At 65.1% G+C, this 21,303-nt stretch carries 14 protein-coding genes; 9 read left to right on the top strand and 5 right to left on the bottom strand.

Features of this window, described 5'->3' with window-relative positions; genetic code table 11:
* The first annotated feature begins 140 nt into the window (after positions 1–140).
* The 4 genes from EOD43_RS03875 to EOD43_RS03860 all read left to right on the top strand — a co-directional run bounded on the left by EOD43_RS03875 (position 141) and on the right by EOD43_RS03860 (position 6,380).
* Positions 141–1,124, top strand: a complete 984-nt coding sequence (locus EOD43_RS03875; RefSeq protein WP_127741266.1) for an AraC family transcriptional regulator — start codon at positions 141–143, stop codon at positions 1,122–1,124.
* A 130-nt stretch (positions 1,125–1,254) separates the two neighbouring features.
* Positions 1,255–2,586: an LLM class flavin-dependent oxidoreductase gene (locus EOD43_RS03870; protein ID WP_127741264.1), complete on the top strand. Its 1,332-nt coding sequence runs from the start codon at positions 1,255–1,257 to the stop codon at positions 2,584–2,586.
* Positions 2,587–2,859: 273 nt separating this feature from the next.
* Positions 2,860–5,046, top strand: a complete 2,187-nt coding sequence (locus EOD43_RS03865) for a TonB-dependent receptor (RefSeq protein ID WP_164857077.1) — start codon at positions 2,860–2,862, stop codon at positions 5,044–5,046.
* A complete protein-coding gene (locus EOD43_RS03860; RefSeq protein WP_127741260.1) occupies positions 5,046–6,380 on the top strand; it encodes an MFS transporter in 1,335 nt (444 codons plus the stop codon). The genes EOD43_RS03865 and EOD43_RS03860 overlap by 1 nt, the downstream gene beginning before the upstream one ends.
* Positions 6,381–6,387: 7 nt before the next feature.
* Here the strand turns inward: EOD43_RS03860 and EOD43_RS03855 are convergent, their stop codons facing one another.
* Positions 6,388–7,089, bottom strand: coding sequence for a hypothetical protein (locus tag EOD43_RS03855; RefSeq protein ID WP_127741258.1), 702 nt, complete (start codon positions 7,087–7,089; stop codon positions 6,388–6,390).
* A 271-nt stretch (positions 7,090–7,360) separates the two neighbouring features.
* On the opposite strand from EOD43_RS03855, the gene EOD43_RS23530 reads away from it, so the two are divergent.
* Complete coding sequence (locus EOD43_RS23530) at positions 7,361–7,537, top strand: hypothetical protein (RefSeq protein WP_164857076.1); 177 nt, start codon at positions 7,361–7,363, stop codon at positions 7,535–7,537.
* 78 nt (positions 7,538–7,615) lie between these two features.
* Positions 7,616–8,095: a pyridoxamine 5'-phosphate oxidase family protein gene (locus EOD43_RS03850; RefSeq protein ID WP_127741256.1), complete on the top strand. Its 480-nt coding sequence runs from the start codon at positions 7,616–7,618 to the stop codon at positions 8,093–8,095.
* A 39-nt stretch (positions 8,096–8,134) separates the two neighbouring features.
* On the opposite strand, the gene EOD43_RS03845 is transcribed toward EOD43_RS03850, so the two are convergent.
* The gene (locus EOD43_RS03845; protein WP_127741254.1) at positions 8,135–10,999 is read right to left on the bottom strand and encodes a PAS domain-containing protein; all 2,865 of its coding nucleotides are present in this window, start codon (positions 10,997–10,999) and stop codon (positions 8,135–8,137) included.
* Positions 11,000–11,120: 121 nt separating this feature from the next.
* On the bottom strand, positions 11,121–13,364 hold the full coding sequence (locus EOD43_RS03840; protein WP_127741252.1) for an acyl-CoA dehydrogenase: 2,244 nt from the start codon (positions 13,362–13,364) through the stop codon (positions 11,121–11,123).
* Here EOD43_RS03840 and EOD43_RS23525 point away from each other — a divergent pair.
* The 3 genes from EOD43_RS23525 to EOD43_RS03830 are packed head-to-tail and all read left to right on the top strand — an operon-like array spanning position 13,363 to position 19,798.
* Complete coding sequence (locus EOD43_RS23525; protein WP_164857075.1) at positions 13,363–13,536, top strand: hypothetical protein; 174 nt, start codon at positions 13,363–13,365, stop codon at positions 13,534–13,536. The genes EOD43_RS03840 and EOD43_RS23525 overlap by 2 nt on opposite strands.
* Before the next feature lie 53 nt (positions 13,537–13,589).
* Complete coding sequence (locus tag EOD43_RS03835) at positions 13,590–15,590, top strand: autotransporter assembly complex protein TamA (protein ID WP_240653066.1); 2,001 nt, start codon at positions 13,590–13,592, stop codon at positions 15,588–15,590.
* Positions 15,590–19,798 carry a translocation/assembly module TamB domain-containing protein gene (locus EOD43_RS03830; RefSeq protein ID WP_127741250.1) on the top strand — a complete coding sequence of 1,403 codons (4,209 nt, stop codon included), beginning with the start codon at positions 15,590–15,592 and terminating at the stop codon, positions 19,796–19,798. Before EOD43_RS03835 ends, EOD43_RS03830 begins: the two co-directional genes overlap by 1 nt.
* A 217-nt stretch (positions 19,799–20,015) precedes the next feature.
* Here EOD43_RS03830 and EOD43_RS03820 read toward each other — a convergent pair whose 3' ends face one another.
* Entirely contained in the window at positions 20,016–20,339 is a 324-nt protein-coding gene (locus EOD43_RS03820; protein WP_127741246.1) for a reverse transcriptase-like protein, read from the bottom strand.
* Between the two features lie 48 nt (positions 20,340–20,387).
* Entirely contained in the window at positions 20,388–21,239 is an 852-nt protein-coding gene (gene asd, locus EOD43_RS03815; RefSeq protein WP_127741244.1) for an archaetidylserine decarboxylase, read from the bottom strand.
* Between the last annotated feature and the right edge of the window lie 64 nt (positions 21,240–21,303).

Here is a 21,303-nt window from a genome sequence, read left to right as displayed (position 1 = left end):
CGCGAGTGAAACGCCGAAATAACTCGCCAATCGTCCGGAGGGCCGCGATGCAGGCCTGCAGGTCTATCAATTGCCGACCTCTGATCTAGCAATCCTCGATCAATGAGCCGCATGCGAAGCGGCCAGATCGGAGGCTGGATATGACCGGGAAGGCAGACGCCCCCCTGCCGTCGCTTTCGGGCGTGCTCAATCGCATCAACCTGCTCGGCGCGGATTGGGTGCGTATCCGGGTCGCGCCAGGCGAAGGTTTCACGATGCCGGCCGGCGATCATTGCGCGGTGCATTTCGTGACGCGCGGACAGCTGCAGTTGCAGGTGGATCAGGATCCGCCGATGCGTCTCCGGGCGGGCGCCACCGCCATATTGCCGCGAGGGCAACGCCATAGCTTGCGTTCCGACGGCGCGACATCGCTGCGCCGTCTCGATTGCTTCGATGATGCCAAGGATGCGGATATCCCGCGCCTGATCGATGTGGGATCGGCGAAGGGGGACGATGCCGCGATCGTGCTGAGCGCGCAGCTTCATGTCGACTGGCCGGCCGCTCTGCCACGGCCGCAGGCGTTGCCCGCCGTGTTGCTGGGCACCCGGACCTATGACGAGGAACGCCCCGCGGCTGAAACGGCCGCCCGCGCGCTGGATCTCACCGCGCGACGCCCCGGTGCGATGGCCTGTCTTTCGCGCTTTGCCGAACTGCTTCTTGTCCGCGAACTGCGTGACGTCCTGCTGGAACATCCCGAACTGTTCCACTCCCGCGACGAGATCACCGCGGCGATGGTTCGCGCCATCGAGGCCGTGCGGATGAAGCCGGGTCATTCGTGGACGGTGGAACGGCTCGCGCGCTATGTCGCGATGTCTCGATCGACCTTCGCTGCAGCGTTCAAGGACTTCTATCAGCGCGGCCCGATGGAAGTCGTAACCGAACAACGCATGGAAATCGCCGCCAGGATGCTGCGCGAAAGCAACCTGCGGGTGAAGGCGATCGCGGCAAAGGTAGGCTATAGTTCCGACACGGCCTTTCTGCGGCGCTTCACCGCGCATTTCGGCGTGCCCCCGTCGGCCTATAAACGCGACATTGGGGGCGGTGAGGATGCAAGCCCGACCGACTGGATCGGCTTGCTGGGCTAGGCACCGCCCGCCGACATTCGCGCGATGATCCGAAACCGCTCGCTTTGCGTCGCGGAGCGCCGCCTCCGCTGGAAAAGCCCCGAAAATCATCCAAGACGGCGGCAAGAACGACAATCGACAAGAGAGAGACATGACGAAACGTCAAATGCGGCTGAGCGGCTTTTGTCAGGGCAATGGCAGCTATCATCAGGCGGGCTGGCGGCATCCGGACGCGCGACCCGAACATGGTTCCAGCTATGATCTTTGGGTCGAGACCGCAAAAAAGATGGAGGCCGCGAAGTTCGACATGATGTTCGTCGCTGACATCATTTCACCGCCTGATGCGGAACAGCCAGACATCTTCCCGTTCAACAGCGCCGCGGATCGCCTAGAGCCGATGACGTGGCTCGCGGGGCTGGCCGCGCATACGAAGCATCTTGGCCTCGCCGGGACCATCGCGACCTCCTATCGCCCCCCTTATGATGTCGCCCGCGAACTCGCCTCCCTCGATCTGATCAGCGGGGGCCGCGCGGCGTGGAATATTGTAACCGGCATCGCGCCCGAGGATGCGACCCAATATGCGGATCAGGTCTTTCCGCCTCAGGCCGATCGCTATGAAAAGGGCGAGGAATTCGTCGATGTCGTCCTGAAGCTGTGGGCCAGCGTCGAACCCGGTGCCTTTCGTCGCGACAAGCAGTCGGGAACCTATACCGACGCCGAGAAGGTTCACCTGATCCGCCACGCGGGCCGCTTCTTCAACGTCCGCGGGCCGCTGGGTATCGAGCCTTCGCCGCAGCGGCGCCCCGTCCTTGCCCAGGCGGGGCAATCCGAAGAAGGACGCAGGCTTGCGGCGCGGGTTGGCGAGATCATCTTCACGGCGCAATCCGATTTCACGGCCGCAAAGGCTTATTATGACGATATTCGCTCGCGCGCTTCGGCGCTGGGGCGCAACCCGGATCATGTGAAGATCCTGCCCGGATGCATGGTGATCACCGGCGAAAGCCGCGCGGAAGCCGATGAGAAGTGGGCGCAGCTGAACGAACTCATCGATCTCCGGCCCGCGCGGACGCGATTGCAGATGGCGTTGAAGTTCGTCGACCTGTCGGATCTGCCGCTCGACGCACCATTTCCCGAAATGCCGCCGGAGGCCGTCATCAGCCGGGGCATGAACCATGTCGAGGCCGCCCGCCGCGAAGGCCTCAGCCTGCGTGAGGTGCTGATCCGGTCGTCGGCAAGCAATGCGCATCTCGTTGTCCGCGGCACGGCCGCCGATGTCGTCGACCAGATGGAGCATTGGTTCACTGGTGGGGCATGCGACGGCTTCAACCTGATGCCAGCCGTGATGCCGACCTCGCTGGATGATTTCATCGCCGCTGTTCTTCCCGAGCTACGGCGGCGCGAACTGTTTCGGACCGAATATGAAGGGACGACATTGCGCGCCAATCTGGGCTTGCCGGCGGATCCCATTCCCCTGCGTCACTAAGCTGCGATTTCCGACGAGCTTTTTCGGACGAATGAAGAGTTTGTGCGGGCAACCTCTTCTCGACGGGTTTCGGGTGGGTACATTAAAGATGTTTTGGCGGCCTCAAGGGCTGCGGATGGCATCGCAACAAGACAAGCATTGATGCGCCGAATGTAACTATAAGGTCGGGATCAATAGGCAGCCTCAACGTAGCCAGGGCCGATTTATTGGTCACGATTACTTAAAATACTAACGCCCCACGTACGCGATAGGGGCTGATGGGGAGGGATGAAGATGAAACGGAGCTTCGCGCACTTCATGGGCAACGCCGCCGTCATTTGCGGCGCAATGGCTTGCGGGACCGTCGCTGCTGCACAGGACGCCACGCCCTCGATCGCCGATCAGAACAGCGCAGACGTTGCCGAGATCATCGTCTCCGCGCAGCGGCGCGACGAACGGGCGCGCGACGTGCCGATTTCGCTGACCGTGCAGAGCGGCGCGGATCTCGAGGCCAAAGGCGTCACCCAATTGCGCGAACTCGAGACCGTCACGCCGGGGTTGAGCACTGCGCGCAACGGCAACAATTTCCAACCGGCGATCCGCGGCGTTACCTCGGTCGACAGCAATCCCGGTAACGATTCCAACATATCGCTGTATATCGACGGCGTGTATCGCCCGAACGCGACGGCGAACTTCATCGATCTTCCCGACGTGGATCGCGTCGAGGTGCTCAAGGGGCCGCAAGGCACATTGTTCGGGCGAAACGCGACGGGCGGCGCGATCCGCATCCAGACGCGGCGCCCGACCTATGATCTGACCGGCGATGTGGTGGCGAGCTATGGCCGCTTCGACGACAAGATGGTGCGCGGCTTCGTCAGCGTGCCGATCGCCGATCAGGTCGCGGCCCTGAGCCTGAGCGGCCTCTATCAAAAGAGCGACGGCTATCTGCGTGATGCCATTACCGGCGCCCGGTTCGGCGGTGTCGATGCGAAACTGGTCCGGGCCAAGCTGCTGCTCGAACCCACCGATACGCTGACGTTGCTGATCTCGGGCGAATATAGCGATCGGAAGGATGATAATGCGGGCAGCCAGCCGTTGAATGGCAATACCGCCGGGCGCGGACTGCCGGGTGTCGAGATCCCCGCCACCCCCTATGCAATCGCCAACAACCGCCTGACCGGCACGCAGCAGGATCTGGGCGGCATCCACAACAAGAGCGCGATCGTCAGCGCGGAGGCGGGGCTGGATCTCGGCTTTGCGACGCTGACGTCGCTGACCAGCTACAGCCACTATAACCTCTATTCGCAATCGGAGGCGGATTTCACCAACGCACCGGTTTCGATCTTCTACACCACCTCGTTCCAGCGGACGTTCAACCAGGAACTGAACCTGTCGTCCAATGGCGGCGGGCCGCTCAAGTGGGTGGCCGGCCTGTTCTATTATGACGACAGCGCCCGCTACGATCCGTTGGCGGTCATCAGCCCGACAAGCGCCACCAATATCTACGGCAAGCAGGATACGAAGGCCTATGCGGCGTTCGGCGAGGTCACCTACACGCTCGCCCCGCGCCTGACGATGATCGCCGGACTGCGTTACAGCCATGAAAAGCGCACACTATACGGCACCTTCAATACGGGCACTTTTCCCGAACTGGCCGATCGCTCGTTCGACAGCTTCACGCCGCGGATCAGCGCGCGATACGAAGTCACGAACGACACGAATGTGTACGCGACCTACAGCAAGGGCTTTAAGAGCGGGGGCTTCACGGTCAGTTCGCTGGCCACCGCCGGTTTCGCGCCCGAAAAGCTCGACGCCTATGAAGTCGGTATCAAGTCTGCGCCCTCGCGCAGCTTCTCGGTCAACGCGGCAGGCTATTATTACAAATATTCGAACCAGCAGGTGCAGGCCGCGGTGACGCTGCCAAACGGTGCGATCGTCGGCCAGACGATCAACGCCGCATCGTCCAACATCTACGGTATCGAGCTTGATGCCGTCGCGCGGCCGAGCCGCGAACTCACGATCTCCGGTACCTTCTCGTGGCTTCACGCGCGCTTCGATGATTTCCGTAACGCGATCGTGCAGCAGCCGCGCAGGGTAGGGGGCGTGATCGCCAATAATGGCAACGTCCAGACCGTCATCAACGCGAGCGGTAACCCGCTGATCCGTTCGCCCGACTTCACCGTGTCGGCCACCGTCGACTATGTGAAGCCCATCGGAACGGACGAAGTCGGCGTGAGCGCGACGGTCTATATGTCCGACAAATTCTCCTACACGTTCGACAATCGGGTCCGTCAGCCGTCCTATCAGACCGTCAATGCGCGCGCCTTCTGGCGATCGGCGAACGGGCTGGAACTGGCGGTGTGGGGCAAGAACCTGACCGACACGCTCTACTACCAGGGGGCAAGCGTCCTGCCCGGCGGTGACGGCATCTTCTTCGCGCCGCCGCGCACCTATGGCGTCGAAGCCCGCTTCCACTTCTGATGACGGAAGCGGCTCAGGCCCAGGCGCGGCACCCGCGCGCCTGGGTGGCACTGGCGATTTTGTTCATGCTCGTCGTGCTGGCCTATGTCGACCGGATGACGATCGTGCTGATGGTCGAACCCATCAAGCACGATCTGGGGATCAGCGACGTCCAGATCAGCTATCTGCAAGGCCTAGCCTTCGCCCTGTGCTTTGCGCTGGCGGGGCCGCCGCTCGCGTGGGTGGCCGATCGCTACAGCCGGGTTCAGGTGATCTTCTGGGGCGTGGCGATCTGGTCGCTGGCGACAATGGCGTCAGGAATGACCAGCAGCTATTCGCAGCTGCTGGGCGCGCGCTTCCTCGTCGGTGTCGGGGAAGCGGCATTGATGCCCGCCGCCTTCTCGCTTCTGGCCGATCTGTTTCCTTATCGGCAGCGGGCGCTCGCCTTCGGGATCGTTTCGGCGGGTGCTGCGGTGGGCGGGGCCGCGGCGATGGCGGGCGGCGGTTATCTCCTGCAGGCCGCCAGCCGTGCCGGTACGCTGATCCTCCCCGTGATCGGCGAAGTGCAACCCTGGCAGCTCGTTTTCATCGCCGCCGGCCTGCCCGGAATCGCGATGGCAGCGTTGGTGTTCCTGATCCCGGATGTGCGCGGCGGCATCGGGCTTGATGTGGCTGAAAAACAGCCTTCACAGCCGGCGCTTCTGGGCTGGGTTCGAACCAACACGCGGTTTGTGCTGCTGTTCTCGCTGGCGGTCACTCTGCTGTGCGCCATCGCTTATGGAATAACGAACTGGGCACCCAGCTTCTTCGTGCGAAGCTACGGTCTCCAGATCGTCGACTTCGCCTTTGCGCTTGCGGTGATCCAGTTGATCGCCGGTGTCGCCGGTTATGTCGGCGGCGGCCATATCGCCGATCGGCTGACGCTGCGCGGCTTCGCGAACGCGCCTTATGTCTATCTCGCAGGCGTCTCGATCCTTCTGCTCGTCGCGGGGCTGGGGGCGTTCACGCTGCGCGCCGGACCGGCGGTTTCGCTAGCCTTCCTGGCTCTCTTCCATCTCGTGCTGCCCTATACAGGCATCGTAGCCGCTGAACTTCAGCTCGCTGCGCCCCGTCACTTGCGGGCGCAGGTGATCGCGCTCGTCACCGCGATCTATACGCTGTTCGGCATGGTGATCGGCCCGACGAGCATCGCGTGGCTGACCGAGCATGCTCTGGGCGATGCGGGGCAATTGGCAACGGCGCTGACGATCGCCACGGCTACCTTCTGTCCGCTCGCCCTCCTATCACTTCTCCTGTCGCGAAAGGCAGCATCGACTGCGATTGCGACGACCCGGGCGGTGGAAAACGGGCGCTGAGACGGCGTCAGCCCCGACCCAACAACGGCATGCCCGGCGCGGGGTTGAGCAGCTTGGCCTCCCAATCCACCCTGGCCACCGCTGCACGATGGCGTAATGCCCGAAGCGCGTCATCGTGCGACATCGCAAGCTCCAGCTCCGCCCACTGCGCCCAATCCGAGATCGCCCACAAGGCGATCGCTTCGCTGTCGTTCACCAACAGCGTCTTGTACGCGCCGCACAGCTTCAGTCCGAAGCGCCCGAACGCCGGGCACCAGTCCGTTCCGATCGTGCCGAGAAGATCGTCGATGCACCCCGGCGGGCCGCGGAACGTGTAATGCACATAGCCTGCGCCTGCCATCGCGCCGGTGGCCGCATCGGCCAGGGCCGGCGAAAAGGCCGTTGGCGCGAGCAGTCGATCGGCACCCTTCGTGTCGGTCACGCCCTGCGGCGCATGCGCCCAGAAGATGTCATAGTGATCGCGACTGGCCAGAGAGGGATCCGCGAGAAAGGCGTATTCGCCCTTCAACATCCCCGTGAAGCCGGACAGTCCATCGACCTCCCACATCACGATCGCCTCCGGCCACCTGTGCGTCGACCCGTTGACGGCCCACACCCCGAAAAGGCGCATCCCGTAAAGCTCGCGCGCCGGCTCGGCCCAGCTCAGGAAGTGGGTCAGAAAATCCTGCCGGTGACGAACGGTGATCTCGATCGTCTCGTGGATGTACAATCTCGTCTCAGCTGCGGTTCGCATGTCCAGTCCCATTCGCCATGCTGAGATTAGTGCCCAAGTCCGAATTGCATCTCCACTGGCCGTTGATCCGATATCGCTTTCCCATCGTCTGGGGCGTCACGGATCGCCGCATATGGCATCGATGGCAGCCACGGGAAAATCGACCTAACAAGGATCAAGTCGCGTCGGATTTCCGGAACGCGCCGTCCGTCAGGCCCGTTCTTTCCGGCGAGGGACATTGAAGTCCACGCAAGGAAAGGATCGCGACATGAGCGTCGAAGGCAAGATCAAGGAAGCGGCCGGCTTCGTGAAGGAAGAGGCCTACGAGCACGGCAAATCGCCCGAAAGCCAGCAGAAGGCGCAGGAAGGCCGCGATCTGCGCAATGAGGGCCGTGTCGAGGATGGAAAGGCGCCCAAGACCACGACACCCGGCACCGACGCCTGATCGCACAATCCGTCAGGACAAGGAACGCCGTCCTCCGGGGCGGCGTTCTTCATTGTGAGATAATCGAGGAGAGATCGCATGGCCGATGCACAGACGCTGAAGGAACATCTCTGGAAGAAATTGACCGATGGCCCCTTCATGATGGTGGGCCTGACAGGTTCGGGCCAGCATAGCGAACCGCTGACGGTGCAGCTCGACAAGGATCAGGTCGATCGGCTCTATTTCTTCATCGGCCGCGACAATCGGCTGGCGGCCGGTGGGGCCGCGATGGCGCAGTTCGTGTCCAAGGGGCATGATTTCTTCGCCTGCCTGTCGGGCACCGCGCAGATCGATCAGGATCGCGCGATGATCGACAAGCTGTGGTCGAAGGCCGCCGAAGCCTGGTTCCCGGGCGGCAAGAACGATCCGAACCTCGCGCTGCTGCGCTTCGACATTGCCGATGCCGAATTGTGGGAATCGGATGTGTCGCTGGGCGGCAAGCTGAAGATGCTGTTCGGCGGCACGATCAAGCCGAGCGAAGCGGGCAGCCATGCCAAGGTGGCATCGACCGCGGTCTGATGCTTGTGCGGGCGGCAAAGGCCGCCCGCATTTTCGTGGTCACGCCATGATCTCGCGGATTTTCTGCGCCAGAGCATCCATCGCGAAAGGCTTGGTCACTAGGGCCATATTGGGCGACAGCTGGCCATTCCCGATCACAGCATTTTCGGCATAGCCGGTGATGAAAAGGATCTTGAGCAGCGGATGCTGCGCGAGCATCGCGTCCGCCACCTGACGGCCGTTCATGCCACCCGGCAGGCCGACATCGGTGATCAGAAGATCGATGCCCGAATGGTTCTGGATCAGCCGCATCGCGCTGGGACCGTCGAACGCCTCCAGCACATCATAGCCAAGTTCTTCGGCCACCTCGACGACAAGCATCCGCACGGTCGGTTCGTCATCGACGACCAGCACGCAGCCATTGGCCGATGAACCTGCTTCTCCGATCGTCGCGAGCGGCTCGACGCCGTCCATCACGTCGTCCTCGCCTTCGTTTGCGAGGTGACGGGGCAGGTAGATGCACATCGTCGTGCCCATGCCTAGCTCGGTATAGATCCGAACCTGCCCGCCCGATTGCCGCGCAAAGCCGTAGATCATCGACAGGCCAAGGCCGGTCCCCTCGCCCATCGGCTTGGTGGTGAAGAACGGATCGAAGGCATGGCTGACCACATCGGCGCTCATGCCCGTGCCGGTATCGGTCACGCAGATCGAGACATATTGGCCGGGATCGAGATCGCGTTCGCGCGCCGCACGCTGATCGAGCCACTTGTTCGCGGTCTCGATCGTGATCCGCCCACCGTCGGGCATCGCGTCGCGCGCGTTGATGCACAGGTTGATGATCGCGTTTTCCAGCTGGTTGGGATCGACCAAGGTGGTCCACACGCCCGCCTTGCCGACGGTCTCCACCTCGACCTGCGGCCCCACCGTGCGGCGGATCAGTTCCTCGATCCCGAAGATCAGCTTGTTGACGTCGGTCGGCTTGGGATCGAGCGTCTGCCGGCGTGAGAAAGCGAGCAGGCGATGGGTAAGCGCCGCCGCGCGCCGCACCGCGCCGTGGGCCGCGACCGAATATTTCTCCAGTTCGGTCACGCGCCCCTGAGCGATACGCACCTGCATCATCTCCAGCGCGCCGGAGATGCCGGTCAGCAGATTGTTGAAGTCATGCGCCAGGCCGCCGGTGAGCTGGCCGACGGCCTCCATCTTCTGCGACTGGCGCAGCGCTTCTTCGGCGCGATCGCGTTCGGCGGCGGTTTCGACGACTTCCTCGGTCAACCGCCGCTCGATCGCCTTGCGATCGGAGACATCGAGCATCGCGCCGACCATGCGTTGCGGGGCGCCCGCCTCGTCACGCAGCACATAGCCGCGGTCGAAGACATCGGCGTAGCTGCCGTCCGCTCGGGCGAAGCGATATTCGTCGCTCCAGTCGGTGCCGTCACCATCGATCACATGATGGATGCTGTCATGGACGCGGACCCGATCGTCTGGGTGGATATGTTCGAGCCACCATTCGCCGGTCGGCTCGACCTGCGCGAGCCTGTGGCCATAGGCATGTTCGAGCGCGATGTTCCAGGTGACGTGATTGGTGCGGAAATCCCAATCCCACACCGCGTCGTTGGTTGCCCGGCCTGCCAGCCGAAGCCGTTGCTCGACTTCGCGCAGAGCCGCCTGGGCCGTGCGATCCGCCGTCACGTCCTGCACCGTGCCGATCAGGCGGATGGGCAGATCGTCGTCGAACATCGCGATGCCCTGGGCATGGATATGCCGTTCGATCCCGTCCTCGATCCCGATCGTGCGATATTCGGTGTCGAACAGGCGATTGCCGTTCGGATCGAGCGAAGCGCGGACCGCCGCATCGGCCCCGCCCCGATCGTCGGGATGAAGCCCCGCGAGGAAGGCGGTCTCATAGGTGATCGCGGCATCGGGGTTCAGCCCGAACAGCTCCTTGCACCGCACGTCCCATTCGAGCCGCCCGGTCTGCGGCCAATAGTCGAACTGGCCCATGCGCGCCGCGCGGGTCGCGAGTTCGAGCTTTTCCTGGCTGGTCGCAAGCGCATCGCGCGAGGCACGCGCGGCGGTCACATCGGTGGCGGTGCCGAACCATTCGACGATCTCGCCTGCCGCATCGAGGATCGGGACAGCGCGTGAGAGTGTCCAGCCGATCGTTCCATCGGCCTGGCGCACGCGATGCTCGAGGACGAAGGGTTTCTTGGTGCGGACAGCCTCGTCGATCGCCTCGAGGATGCCCGGCCTGTCCTCGACCGGCAGGTAGGTTTCGAGCCAGCGGACCGAGGGCGCCTCGGTATCGGCGAGGAAGCCGCGGCCGTCGAGCTGGCGCATCTCCTGCCAGTCGGCGCTCATCTGATAGATCACGTCGGTGGTCGAGCGAACCAAAGCGCTGAAGCGCGTTTCGCTCTCGATGAGCTTGGCCGCCTCCTCGGCGATCCGGCGCGCGTCGGTAAACTTGCGCGTGGTATCGACCGCGACGTCGAGGACGCCGACGATGTTGCCATCATCATCGCGCAATGGGCTGTAGGAGAAGCTCCACCACGTCTCTTCGGCATAGCCGTTGCGGGTCATGGTGAGCGGCATGTCCTCGACCGCGACGGTCTCACCGGACAGCGCCCTGTCCATCAGCGGGCCGAGATCGTCCGAGATTTCGGGCCAGACCTCGCGCATCGGCCTGCCCAGAGCATGGCCGTGGCGCGCGCCCAGAAAGGGCGCGTAGGAATCGTTGTACAGAAAGGTCTGCTCCGGCCCCCAGGCGACGAACATCGCAAAGCGCGACGGGAGCATGAGATCGACGGTCGTGCGCAGCGAGACTGGCCAGCTTTCGCGCGCACCCAAAGGGGTGGCACGCCAATCGAAGGCGCGCACGGCGTCGGCCATGTTCCGGTCGGCCGGCGGCGGCGAAAAGATCGAGCTCATGAAAACCGAATAGTCACGCGTGGCCCCCGAGTCATGCCGATCCCGCAATTGTTTGCGACGGCATCCAACCTTTACGCGGTGCCGGAGTTCCGAAAACCTATCCGATGTCTCGGTCCGGGCCTCACTCCGCCGCCTGGCGATAGGCCATGTCGTGCTGCGTCAGTTCCTCCGCCGCGAAATCATCGACCGCGACGATGGCGGCAACGGCGTCTTCCGCCGCACCCAGCTGCTCCGCTTCGGCGTCGGTTACGAGACCCTTGGCTTGTGCGCTTCGCCAATCCTTGTGGCCGGCCTTGCGCAGTCGGTCGCGGATCGGCTGGGCCGCATCGACCAGCCTGAAGGCCCGGCCGAGTTGTCCGACCGGCTCGCTCTCGGTCCCGAAATACAATCCCGACGTCAGCCGATCGCGCGTAGCCGATGGTGCCAGCAGCAGATCGGCGACCTGTCGGACAAGCCGGTCGCTCGGCCCGCGCCGGCGACGGCCGAAGGGCATGATAAAGACCCGCAGCGCGACGCGGATAGGCGGATAAGGCAGGTTCGCCAAAATCTCGTCGAATCTCTGCTCGATCGTCGCGAAGCTGGTCGCCATCGCATAGTCGAGCAGCGGCCAGTCCGCCTTCTGCTGGCCCTCGTCATGCCAGCGCTTGAGCGCGGCGGATGCGAGATAGATTTCGGACAATATGTCGCCCAGCCGGGCCGACAGCAGCTCGCGCCGCTTGAGTTCGCCGCCCAGCGTCAGGAAGGCGATGTCCGATGTCAGCGCGAAGGCGGCCGAGTAGCGCGACAGCTGACGGTAGAAGCGCCGCGCCTTGCCGGCCTTGGCGGGCGCGGGGGCGAACAACCCGCCGGTCCAGCTGCGGACGGTGGCGCGCAGCGCGGTGCGGATGAAATGGCCGACATGCCGCCAAAGCTTGTCGTCGAAACGGACGAGCCCCTGCGCCGGATCGCTGTCGCCCACCGCGCGGATCTCGTCGAGCAGATAGGGATGCGCGCGGATCGCGCCCTGCCCGAACACCATCAGGCTGCGGGTCAGGATGTTCGCGCCCTCGACGGTGATACCCACGGGCACCGCGCGATATTGCCCGGCGAGATAATTGCCCGGCCCCTCCATGATCGCCTTGCCGCCATGAACGTCCATCGCGTCGTTGACGACCTGGCGCATCCGTTCGGTCGCATGCAGCTTCATGATCGACGCGATCACCGCCGGGTGGCGCCCCTGATCGAGCCCCGCGCAGGTCAGCCGCCGCGCACCATCGAGCACATAGGCGTTGCCCGCAATCCGCGCGAGCCGCTCCTGTATCCCTTCGAACTTGCCGATCGGCAGGCCGAATTGCGCGCGGACACGAGCATAGGCGCCGGTGGTGTGCGCTGCAAAAGCCGCCGCCGCCGCCGACAGGGAGGGCAACGAAACGCCGCGTCCGGCTGCGAGCGCGCTCATCAGCATTTTCCAGCCCTGGCCCACGCGCTCGGCGCCGCCGATGACGAGATCGAGCGGCACGAACACGTCCTCGCCGCTGATCGGTCCGTTCTGGAACGGCTGCATCGAGGGCAGGTGGCGGCGGCCGCGTGTGACGCCGGGCAGGTCAGTGGGCACCAGCGCGACCGTGATGCCGATCTCCTCCTGCTCACCCAGAAGATGGTCGGGATCACGCAGCTTGAAGGCGAGGCCCAGCACGGTCGCGATCGGGGAGAGCGTGATATAGCGCTTCGCGAAGTTCAGGCGGATGCCGATGACTTCGCGACCCTGCCAGTTACCCCGGCAGACCACGCCGATATCGGTCATCGCCGCGGCATCCGATCCGGCTTCGGCGCTGGTCAGGCCGAAACAGGGTATCTCGCGCCCGTCGGCAAGGCGCGGCAGCCAATGATCCCGCTGCGCATCGGTGCCGAAGGCGACCAGCAACTCGCCGGGGCCGAGCGAATTGGGCACCATCGCGGTCACCGCCGCCGTCACCGATCGCGACGAAATCTTCCGCACCACCTCGCTATGCGCAAAGGCCGAGAAGCCCAGACCGCCATATTGCTTCGGGATGATCATCCCGAAGAAGCGTTCCTTCTTCAGATAGTCCCAGGCTTCGGGCGGAAGATCGCGATCCTCCCACATCACCCGCCAGTCATCGATCATCGCGCAGAAGCGCTCGACCGGGCCATCGAGGAAGGCCTGCTCCTCGGCGCTCAGTTCGGCCTTGGGAACATCGAGCAGCTCGGACCAGTCCGGATTTCCGGTGAAGATCGTTGCGTCGAGCCACGCGTCCCCGGCATCGATCGCTTCGCTTTCGGTCGGCGACAATTGCGGCATGGCGCCGCCGACCAGCGAGAAGATTGGGCGGGACACGAGTTCGCGGCGGATGGCGGTGATGGGCATGATCAATTCCTTCGACCTGCCAACGAAGCACGCGCCGATCGGCTCCGCATCACGGCACCGGATCGCTCCGAACATCCAGCACGCCCGCACCATCCGGCGCGGGAAAGGTGCGGGTGGCGGAAATTTTATGTCTCGCAGGAACATTGAAGCGGTTCAGCCTTTGTCGCGCTGAGAAGGCGTTCGCGACCGGCAAAGGCCGGGGTGTGCGCGGCAAGGGGGATTGGTTTGCGGTTCAGTTCGCTGCGGTTGATGTGCAGCGCCGGCATGGGTCTGGCGTCGATTGCCAATGCCCAATCCAACGATGCTTTGCTGAGCGACCCCGCCTTCGACGCGAGCCTGCCTCCGTTGTCGGCGACTGCTGCTCCCCCTGTTGAAGCCACGCCCGATGCGGCCCCCGCCGCCGATCCCGAACTGACCGCGCCGCTTCCGTCGATGGCGACCTTCGATACCAATCCGCCGCCGGCGACCGACACGGCCGACGAGAAGGCGCCCGAGGTTCGCTACAAACTGGTCATCGAGGGGCTGAAGGCGATCGGGCTCGAAAGCGAGTTTCGCGATCTTTCCGCCTTGCTGAGCGATGGACGCGACGCCGCCAATGCCGCGCAGGTCTCCGCCCGCGCCGACGAAGATGTCCAGCTTGCCGAGCGGCTGATGCGCAGCGAGGGCTATTATGACGCCATCGCCAGCACGACGATCGACACGCTGCCCAATGCGACCAACAGCCTGACGGTGCAGCTGAAGGCGACGCCGGGGCCGCGCTACAGCCTGGGCGATATCCGCATCACCGGCGCAGAGCCCGAGCCGACGGGCATCGCGCGCGAGGCATTGGCGATCAAGACGGGCGATCCGATCGTCGCCGCCGATATCCAGAGCGGCGAGGCAAAGATCGCGCTGCGCCTGCCCGAAGCCGGCTACCCCTTCGTCAAGGTCGGGCAGCGCGACATATTGCTCGACGAGCGCAACCATCGCGGCGATTACAGCCTGCCCGTCGATGCCGGGCCGAAATCGAGTTTCGGATCGATCCGCACCGATGGCGATCCGGTTTTCACGCCCGACCATCTGACCGTGATCAGCCGCTTCGATCGCGGCGAACTGTATGACAGCCGCCAGATCGACGATCTACGTCAGGCGCTGATCGCGACGAGCCTGCTCGGCACCAGCGCGATCGAGCCGGTGCGGACCGGCCAGAAGGCCGCCGACGGCACCGAGATTGTCGACGTGCTGGTGACGCAGACCAAAGGCCCCGCACGGCAACTTGCGGCCAGCGCGGGCTACGGCACCGGCGAGGGCATCAAGCTCACAGGTTCGTGGACCCATCGCAACATGTTCCCGCCCGAAGGCGCGCTGACGGTCGAGGCGGTGGCGGGCACGCTGCAGCAGAGCCTGGGCACCACCTTCCGCCGATCGAATGCCGGGCAGCGCGATCGGGTCTTCGCGCTCGGCGCCTCGGTCGCGCGGCAGGATTTCGATGCGTATAATGCGCAGACGCTCACTTTGTCGGGCAGCCTGTCGCGGCAGAGCACCCCGATCTTCCAGAAACGCTGGACGTGGAGCGTGGGCGGCGAATTGATCGCCACGCGCGAAACCCCGTTCGAGGCCGCCACGCTCGATCGCGATCGCAACACCTATTTCATCGCCGCGATCCCGCTGCAGATCGGCTATGATCGATCGAACAGCCAGCTCGATCCGACCAAGGGCTTCCGCCTGTCCGCGCGGGTCAGCCCGGAGGCGCAGAAGCGCAGCGGCGGCGGCTTCGATTTCTATGGCCGGATGCTCGCCGAAGGCAGCGCTTATTATCCGATCAGCGATGCGATCACGCTGGCCGGCCGTGCGCGTGTCGGATCGATCCTGGGCGCGGCGCGCGACGATATCGCGCCGTCGCGGCGGCTCTATTCGGGCGGCGGCGGATCGGTGCGCGGCTTCGGCTATCAGCAGCTTGGCCCCAAGGATATCGATGACAAGCCGATCGGCGGCCGATCGCTGACCGAGTTTGCGCTCGAGGCGCGCTACCGCTTCGGCGATTATGGCATCGTGCCCTTCTTCGATGCGGGCCGGGTCGGCGAATCCTCGACCCCGTCGATCAAGAATATGCGCTACGGTGCGGGTATCGGCGTGCGCTACTACACCAATTTCGGGCCGTTCCGGATCGACGTCGCGACACCGATCAACCGGCAGCCGGGCGAATCCAAGCTCGCGCTCTACATTTCGATCGGGCAGGCCTTCTGATGGCCGAGACCGAAACCACCGCACCCGCCCGCCCACGCTGGATGGCCGTCGCCAAATGGGCGGGGATCGCCGTCGCCAGTCTGCTGCTGCTCCTTCTTCTCGTGGTGCTGGGCCTGAACACCGCGCCCGGCCGGCGCTTTCTGGTCGATCGGGTTGCGGGCTTCGAAACCGAGTCCGGCATGCGGGTCGGCATCGGCCGGATCGACGGATCGCTCTATGGCCGGATGATCCTGCGCAGCGTCGAACTGCGCGATACGCAGGGTGCCTTCGCCCGCGCTGGGGAGATTACCGTCAACTGGCGGCCCTTCGCCTATCTGGGCAGCAGCAAGGTGGACGTGCGCGAACTGCTGTCGCCCGAAATCCGCCTGCTGCGCATGCCCGCGCTCAAGCCCGTTGCGCCCGATCCCGATGCGCCGATCCTGCCCGACATCGACGTCGCGATCGGCAAGGTCGCGATCGATCGGATCGTGATCGAGCCGCCCGTCACCGGAAAACTGCATGTCGCGCGCCTCGCGGGATCGGCCGATATCGCCAGCGGCCGCGCGCGCATGACGCTCGACGCGCGCACGCTGAAGGCGGCGGGTGCGGCCGGGGGCGATGTGCTGACGCTGCGCCTCGATGCGATGCCCGCTGCCAACCGACTGCTGATCGACGCCGCGCTCGTCGCGCCGAAGGGCGGGCTGGTCGACAGCTATGCCGCGCTCGGCAAGCCGCTGTCGATCAAGCTGGCGGGACAGGGCGACTGGGCCGCCTGGAACGGCACGCTCACCGGCCGCGCGGGTGACGCGCCGCTGGCCGACATCCGGCTTACCGCGCGCGACGGCCGCTTCACGCTCAAGGGCGATGCGGTGCCGGGCACGCTCTATGCCGGCCCCGCCGAGCGGCTGACCGCGCCCAAGCTCGCGCTCGATATCGCCGCGACGCTCGGCGAGCGCCGCGCCGATCTCCGCTTCGCCGCGCGTTCCGATGCGCTTGCGGTCGACGGATCGGGGCTTGTCGATCTTGGCCAGAATCGCTTCGGCAATCTGAAGATCGCCGCCAAGCTGCTGACCCCCGGCGCGATCGCCGAGAATGTGCGCGGCCGCGACGTCGCGTTCAGCGCCACGATCGACGGCCCCTTTGCGACGCCCACGATCGCTTATGATCTGTCGGCGACTTCGATCGGCTTCGGCACGATGGCGGTCGAAGGGTTGCGCGCACAAGGGCGGGCGACGATCGATGCCAAGCGCATCCTGATCCCGGTCAGCGCCACCGCGCGCCGCGTGAGCGGGCTCAACGCCGCCGCCGGGGGATTGCTCACCGGCCTCAAGATCGACGGCGATCTCGCTTGGTCCGACGGGCGATTGATGTCGGACAATCTGCGCCTGCGATCGTCGCAGATCGACGCGACCGCTTTGATCCTCGTCGATCCGGCCAAGGGGCGCTACACCGGCGCGATCAAGGGGCGCGTCAACGATTATCGGATCGACGGCCTTGGCCGGATCAGCCTGACCACCGACGCGAAACTGGTGCCCGGCCCCAAGGGTGGCTTCGGCATTCAGGGCGTCGTTCGTGTCCTGACGCGCAGCCTCGATAACGCCACCTTGCGCGACACGCTGGGCGGCAATGCGGTGACGACGGCGCGCTTCGGCTTCGATGAGAATGGCACCGCCTCGCTCACCGGCCTGCGCCTCACCGCGCCCGCCTTCACGATCACGGGGGGCAGCGGCAGCTACAATATCGATACGGGCCGCATCGCGCTCAACGCCCGTGCGATGTCGAAGCTGTACGGCCCCATCGCGGTCACGGCGTCGGGCACGCTCGAACGTCCGCTCGTCCGCTTGCGCGCCGCGCGGCCCGGCTTCGGGGTCGACCTGCGCGATGTCGAGGCCGAGTTGCGCGGCGTGCCCACCGGTTATGCGGTGCGCGCGAAGGGCGTTTCCGCCTATGGTCCGCTCGATGCCGATCTGCTCGTCCGCTATGGCCGCGGGCCGATGGGTCTCGACATCCGCAAGGCGACCTTCGCCGGGATCGACCTGTCGGGCAGCCTCACCCAGACGCGCCAGGGGCCGTTTGCCGGCACACTGACCGTCGCGGGTTCGGGCCTCAACGGCAGCGCGGTGCTCGCCGCCGCCGGTGCCGACCAGCGCGTCGATCTCGACGTGAAGGCCGCCGCGGCGCGCATTCCCGGCCCGGTCCCGATCGTGATCGGCGCGGGGACGATCACGGCGCGCGCCGTCCTTGCTTCATCCGGCCCCTCGATCAACGGCCGCTTCACGCTGCAGGACGTGCGGCAGGGCGAGAATATGATCAACCGCGCGCAGGGTCGCATCGCCTATGACAAGGGGCGCGGCACCGTGGCCCTGATCGCCGACGGGCGCAGCGGCGTGCCGTTCGATGTGCAGATGCAGGCGTCGCTCGCACCCGATCGCGTCGTCGCCAATGCCAAGGGCCGCGCCAACGGCATCGCTTTCTCGCTCGCCGCGCCCGCCGTCGCGACCAAGGCGGGGGCCGACTGGACGCTCCAGCCCGCGACGTTGGTGGTCCCGCAGGGCAAGGTCGAACTCAGCGGCACTTATGGCCGCGCGACGGCGCTCAAGGCGCGGCTCGCCAATATGGATGTATCGATCGTGCAGGCGTTCATGCCCGGCCTCGGGCTGGGCGGCCGCGCGACGGGCACGATCGACTATAGCCAGCCCGCCGGGGCGACCGTGCCCGCAGTCCGCGCACGGCTCGATATCGCGCGCTTCACGCGGACGGCGGCCTATGTCGTCTCGGCCCCGGTCGATATCGCCTTGCTCGGCACGCTGGGCGAAGGCGGTGGCGAGATGCGCGCGCTGATCCGCCGTGGCGGCGGGATCGTGGGTCGGATGCAGGCGCGGCTCGTGCCGCTGGCTGAGGGCGCGACCTTGTCCGAACGGCTGTTCGCCGCGCCGCTTTCCGGCGGGATCCGCTATAACGGCCCGGCCGAAGTGCTGTGGACGCTGACGGGCATCGGCGGTCAGACGGTCAGCGGGCCGGTCGCCGTCGGCGCCGATTTCGGCGGGCGACTCGATCGCCCGACCCTGACCGGCGTGGTGCGCGCCAATGCGCTGCGGTACCAGAACGACACCTACGGCACCGTCATCAGCGATCTGGCGATCGACGGCCGCTTCACCCAATCGTCGCTGATCCTGACGAAACTGACGGGCAAGGCGGGGGCCGGCAGTTTGAGCGCCAGCGGCACGATCGGCCTCGACGCGGCAAGCGGCTTCCCGAGCGACCTCAAGGCCGAACTGCGCCGCGCCCAGCTTGCGCGCAGCGATGCGTTGGGCGCCACCGTCTCGGGCACGATCGCGATCACCAACAGCAAGGCGGCCGGTGCGCTGATCAAGGGCGATCTGACGATCCCCGAGGCGCGTTACCAGATCATCCGGCAGGGCGCGGCGGAGGTGCCCGAACTCACCGGCATCCGCCGCCGCACCGATCAGCCGGTAAAACCCGGCGCAGCGCAGGACGGCGGCGTGCCCAGCGACTGGAAGCTCGACATCCGCATCCGCGCCGACAACAAATTGTTCGTCAGCGGCATGGGTCTGGAAGCCGAATGGGCGACCGACCTGCGCGTCGGCGGCACCGCCACCGATCCGCGCGTCACCGGCACGCTGCAGGTCGTGCGCGGCACCTACAGCTTCGCCGGGCGTCGCTTCGATCTGGACGAGGATGGCGAGGTTCGCTTCCAGGGCGGGCCGATTACCGATCCCCAGCTCGATCTGTCGGCCGACACCACGGTCGAGGGCGTGACCGCGACGATCAACATCGGCGGCCGCGCGATGAACCCGCAGGTGACGTTCACTTCCACGCCCAACCTGCCGCAGGACGAAGTGCTGTCGCGCCTGCTGTTCGGGAGTTCGGTGACGTCGCTGTCGCCCACGCAGGCGATCCAACTCGCCGCCGCGCTCAACTCGCTGCGCGGATCGGGCGGCGGCCTCAACCCGCTCGGCAAACTGCGCTCCGCCTCGGGCATCGATCGGCTGCGCGTGCTGGGCGCGGACAAGACCGCCGGCCGCGGTACCGCACTCGCCGCCGGGCAGTACATCTCCAACGACATCTATGTCGAAATCATCACCGACGCCCGCGGCTTCACCGCCACCCAGCTCGAAATCGCCCTGTCCAAGGCGCTGAGCATCCTCAGCCAGACCGGATCGTTCGGCGGATCGAATGTGGGGCTACGCTATTCGAAGGATTATTAGTCGGGAGGCAGAGAGACCATTGTTAACGTCGTTGAAGCGGTGCGGGGCGCTTGCCTTTCGTTCGGCTGGTGAGATGAAAATGTCGGCACCTGTCGCATCGGTAAGGCATCAGCACGATCTCGGTCGCTTGAGCAACGGCGATGGCATCAGCCTCCGACCGGAAACGCCGTTTCCGTAAGCAGATGCTGAGCCTCGTACGCATCGGCGGATCGCTCGCTTAACGCTCATGCAGCCTTGCCAGCGCAATGCCTGCGAGGTTCTGCGTCCGTTTCACATATCGGATCCGCACACGCCCGGCGGGCCGTGGAAGCGCGCGAAAGGCCTGCATGTGATGCAGGTAGGCAGGAGGGCAGCGGACAGATCCATTGGCCTGCGCGATCACCGCGGCGGCATCGCCCAGCAGCACGGGGTCTGTCAGATCATGCTGATGGGCAAGGCGCATCGCTTCAATCAGCGCGAGCCATTCCGCATCCATGCCGGTTCCCGGCCCAAGATTCCGCTTGATGGTTGCGCGCCCGGCAATGACGACCGCCAGTTCCATACCCACCGGATCAGAGCGGCATCCGCCATCGAAAAACACCTTCACCTGTCAACTAACACCGTGGCCCATCGCCTCGCCCATGCGGACCGACCGTTCGGGCGCCCAGCTTTCCTCAAAGCCGATCACGTCCCGTTCGAAAAGCAGCACGACTGTCGAACCGAGCAAAAACCGGCCCATCTCCGCACCTTTGGCGAGGGAAATATCCTGATCGCCATAGTCCCATCGGGCGAGCTTGCCGGTACGCTTGGCGTTCACCACTCCGTGCCATACGACGGAGATACTGCCCACGATCGTGGCGCCCACAAGGACCATCGCAAACAATCCGTGTGTCGGAGAATCGAAGATGCACACCACCCGCTCGTTGCGCGCGAAGAGATTGGGCACGCCGCGCGCCGTCGTCGGGTTCACCGAGAAGAGGCCACCGGGGACGTAGGTCATGCTCACCAGCCTGCCGTCGCAGGGCATGTGCAGGCGATGATAGTCTTTGGGGGACAGATACAGATTGGCAAAGCTGCCGTGCTGAAACCTGGCCGCAAGATCGACGTCGCCACCAATCAGATCGGTGGTGGTGAAATGATGCCCCTTAGCTTGAATGATGCGGTCATCATCGATCTCGCCCAGCTGGCTGATGGCGCCATCGACCGGACAGATGAAATCCGCGCCTGCGATCGGGCGAGCGTCCGGGCGGAGCGGACGGGTGAAGAAGTCGTTAAAACTGGGATAACTGCCTATGTCCGGATTTGCGGCCTCGGTCATGTCGACGCCATATTTGCGAACGAACAAACGGATCAGCGTCGGGGTCACCGATGCCCACCGCGCGCTCGCGACACGACCGGCAGCGACGGTCAGCGCCTGTTTGGGCAGAATGTGCTGCAGCAGAATCTTCAGCTTGTCGGGCATCGAGGGCTCAGAAACAGTGGAACGCATCGCATCGCTAGCCGCTAAGCCGCGTGATTCAAAGTCG

It is taken from the genome of Sphingomonas crocodyli (genome assembly GCF_004005865.1).
Taxonomy (GTDB): domain Bacteria; phylum Pseudomonadota; class Alphaproteobacteria; order Sphingomonadales; family Sphingomonadaceae; genus Rhizorhabdus; species Rhizorhabdus crocodyli.
This window is presented reverse-complemented; position numbering and strand designations above follow the sequence as displayed.

Coding starts and splice junctions, on each gene's coding strand:
- EOD43_RS03830 (WP_127741250.1), top strand. CDS start 15,590: ATGGCCGAGACCGAAACCACCGCACCCGCCCGCCCACGCTGGATGGCC.
- EOD43_RS03875 (WP_127741266.1), top strand. CDS start 141: ATGACCGGGAAGGCAGACGCCCCCCTGCCGTCGCTTTCGGGCGTGCTC.
- EOD43_RS03840 (WP_127741252.1), bottom strand. CDS start 13,364: ATGCCCATCACCGCCATCCGCCGCGAACTCGTGTCCCGCCCAATCTTC.
- EOD43_RS03850 (WP_127741256.1), top strand. CDS start 7,616: ATGGCCGATGCACAGACGCTGAAGGAACATCTCTGGAAGAAATTGACC.
- EOD43_RS03865 (WP_164857077.1), top strand. CDS start 2,860: ATGAAACGGAGCTTCGCGCACTTCATGGGCAACGCCGCCGTCATTTGC.
- EOD43_RS23525 (WP_164857075.1), top strand. CDS start 13,363: ATGATCAATTCCTTCGACCTGCCAACGAAGCACGCGCCGATCGGCTCC.
- EOD43_RS03870 (WP_127741264.1), top strand. CDS start 1,255: ATGACGAAACGTCAAATGCGGCTGAGCGGCTTTTGTCAGGGCAATGGC.
- EOD43_RS03845 (WP_127741254.1), bottom strand. CDS start 10,999: ATGAGCTCGATCTTTTCGCCGCCGCCGGCCGACCGGAACATGGCCGAC.
- EOD43_RS03820 (WP_127741246.1), bottom strand. CDS start 20,339: ATGGAACTGGCGGTCGTCATTGCCGGGCGCGCAACCATCAAGCGGAAT.
- EOD43_RS03860 (WP_127741260.1), top strand. CDS start 5,046: ATGACGGAAGCGGCTCAGGCCCAGGCGCGGCACCCGCGCGCCTGGGTG.
- asd (WP_127741244.1), bottom strand. CDS start 21,239: ATGCCCGACAAGCTGAAGATTCTGCTGCAGCACATTCTGCCCAAACAG.
- EOD43_RS23530 (WP_164857076.1), top strand. CDS start 7,361: ATGAGCGTCGAAGGCAAGATCAAGGAAGCGGCCGGCTTCGTGAAGGAA.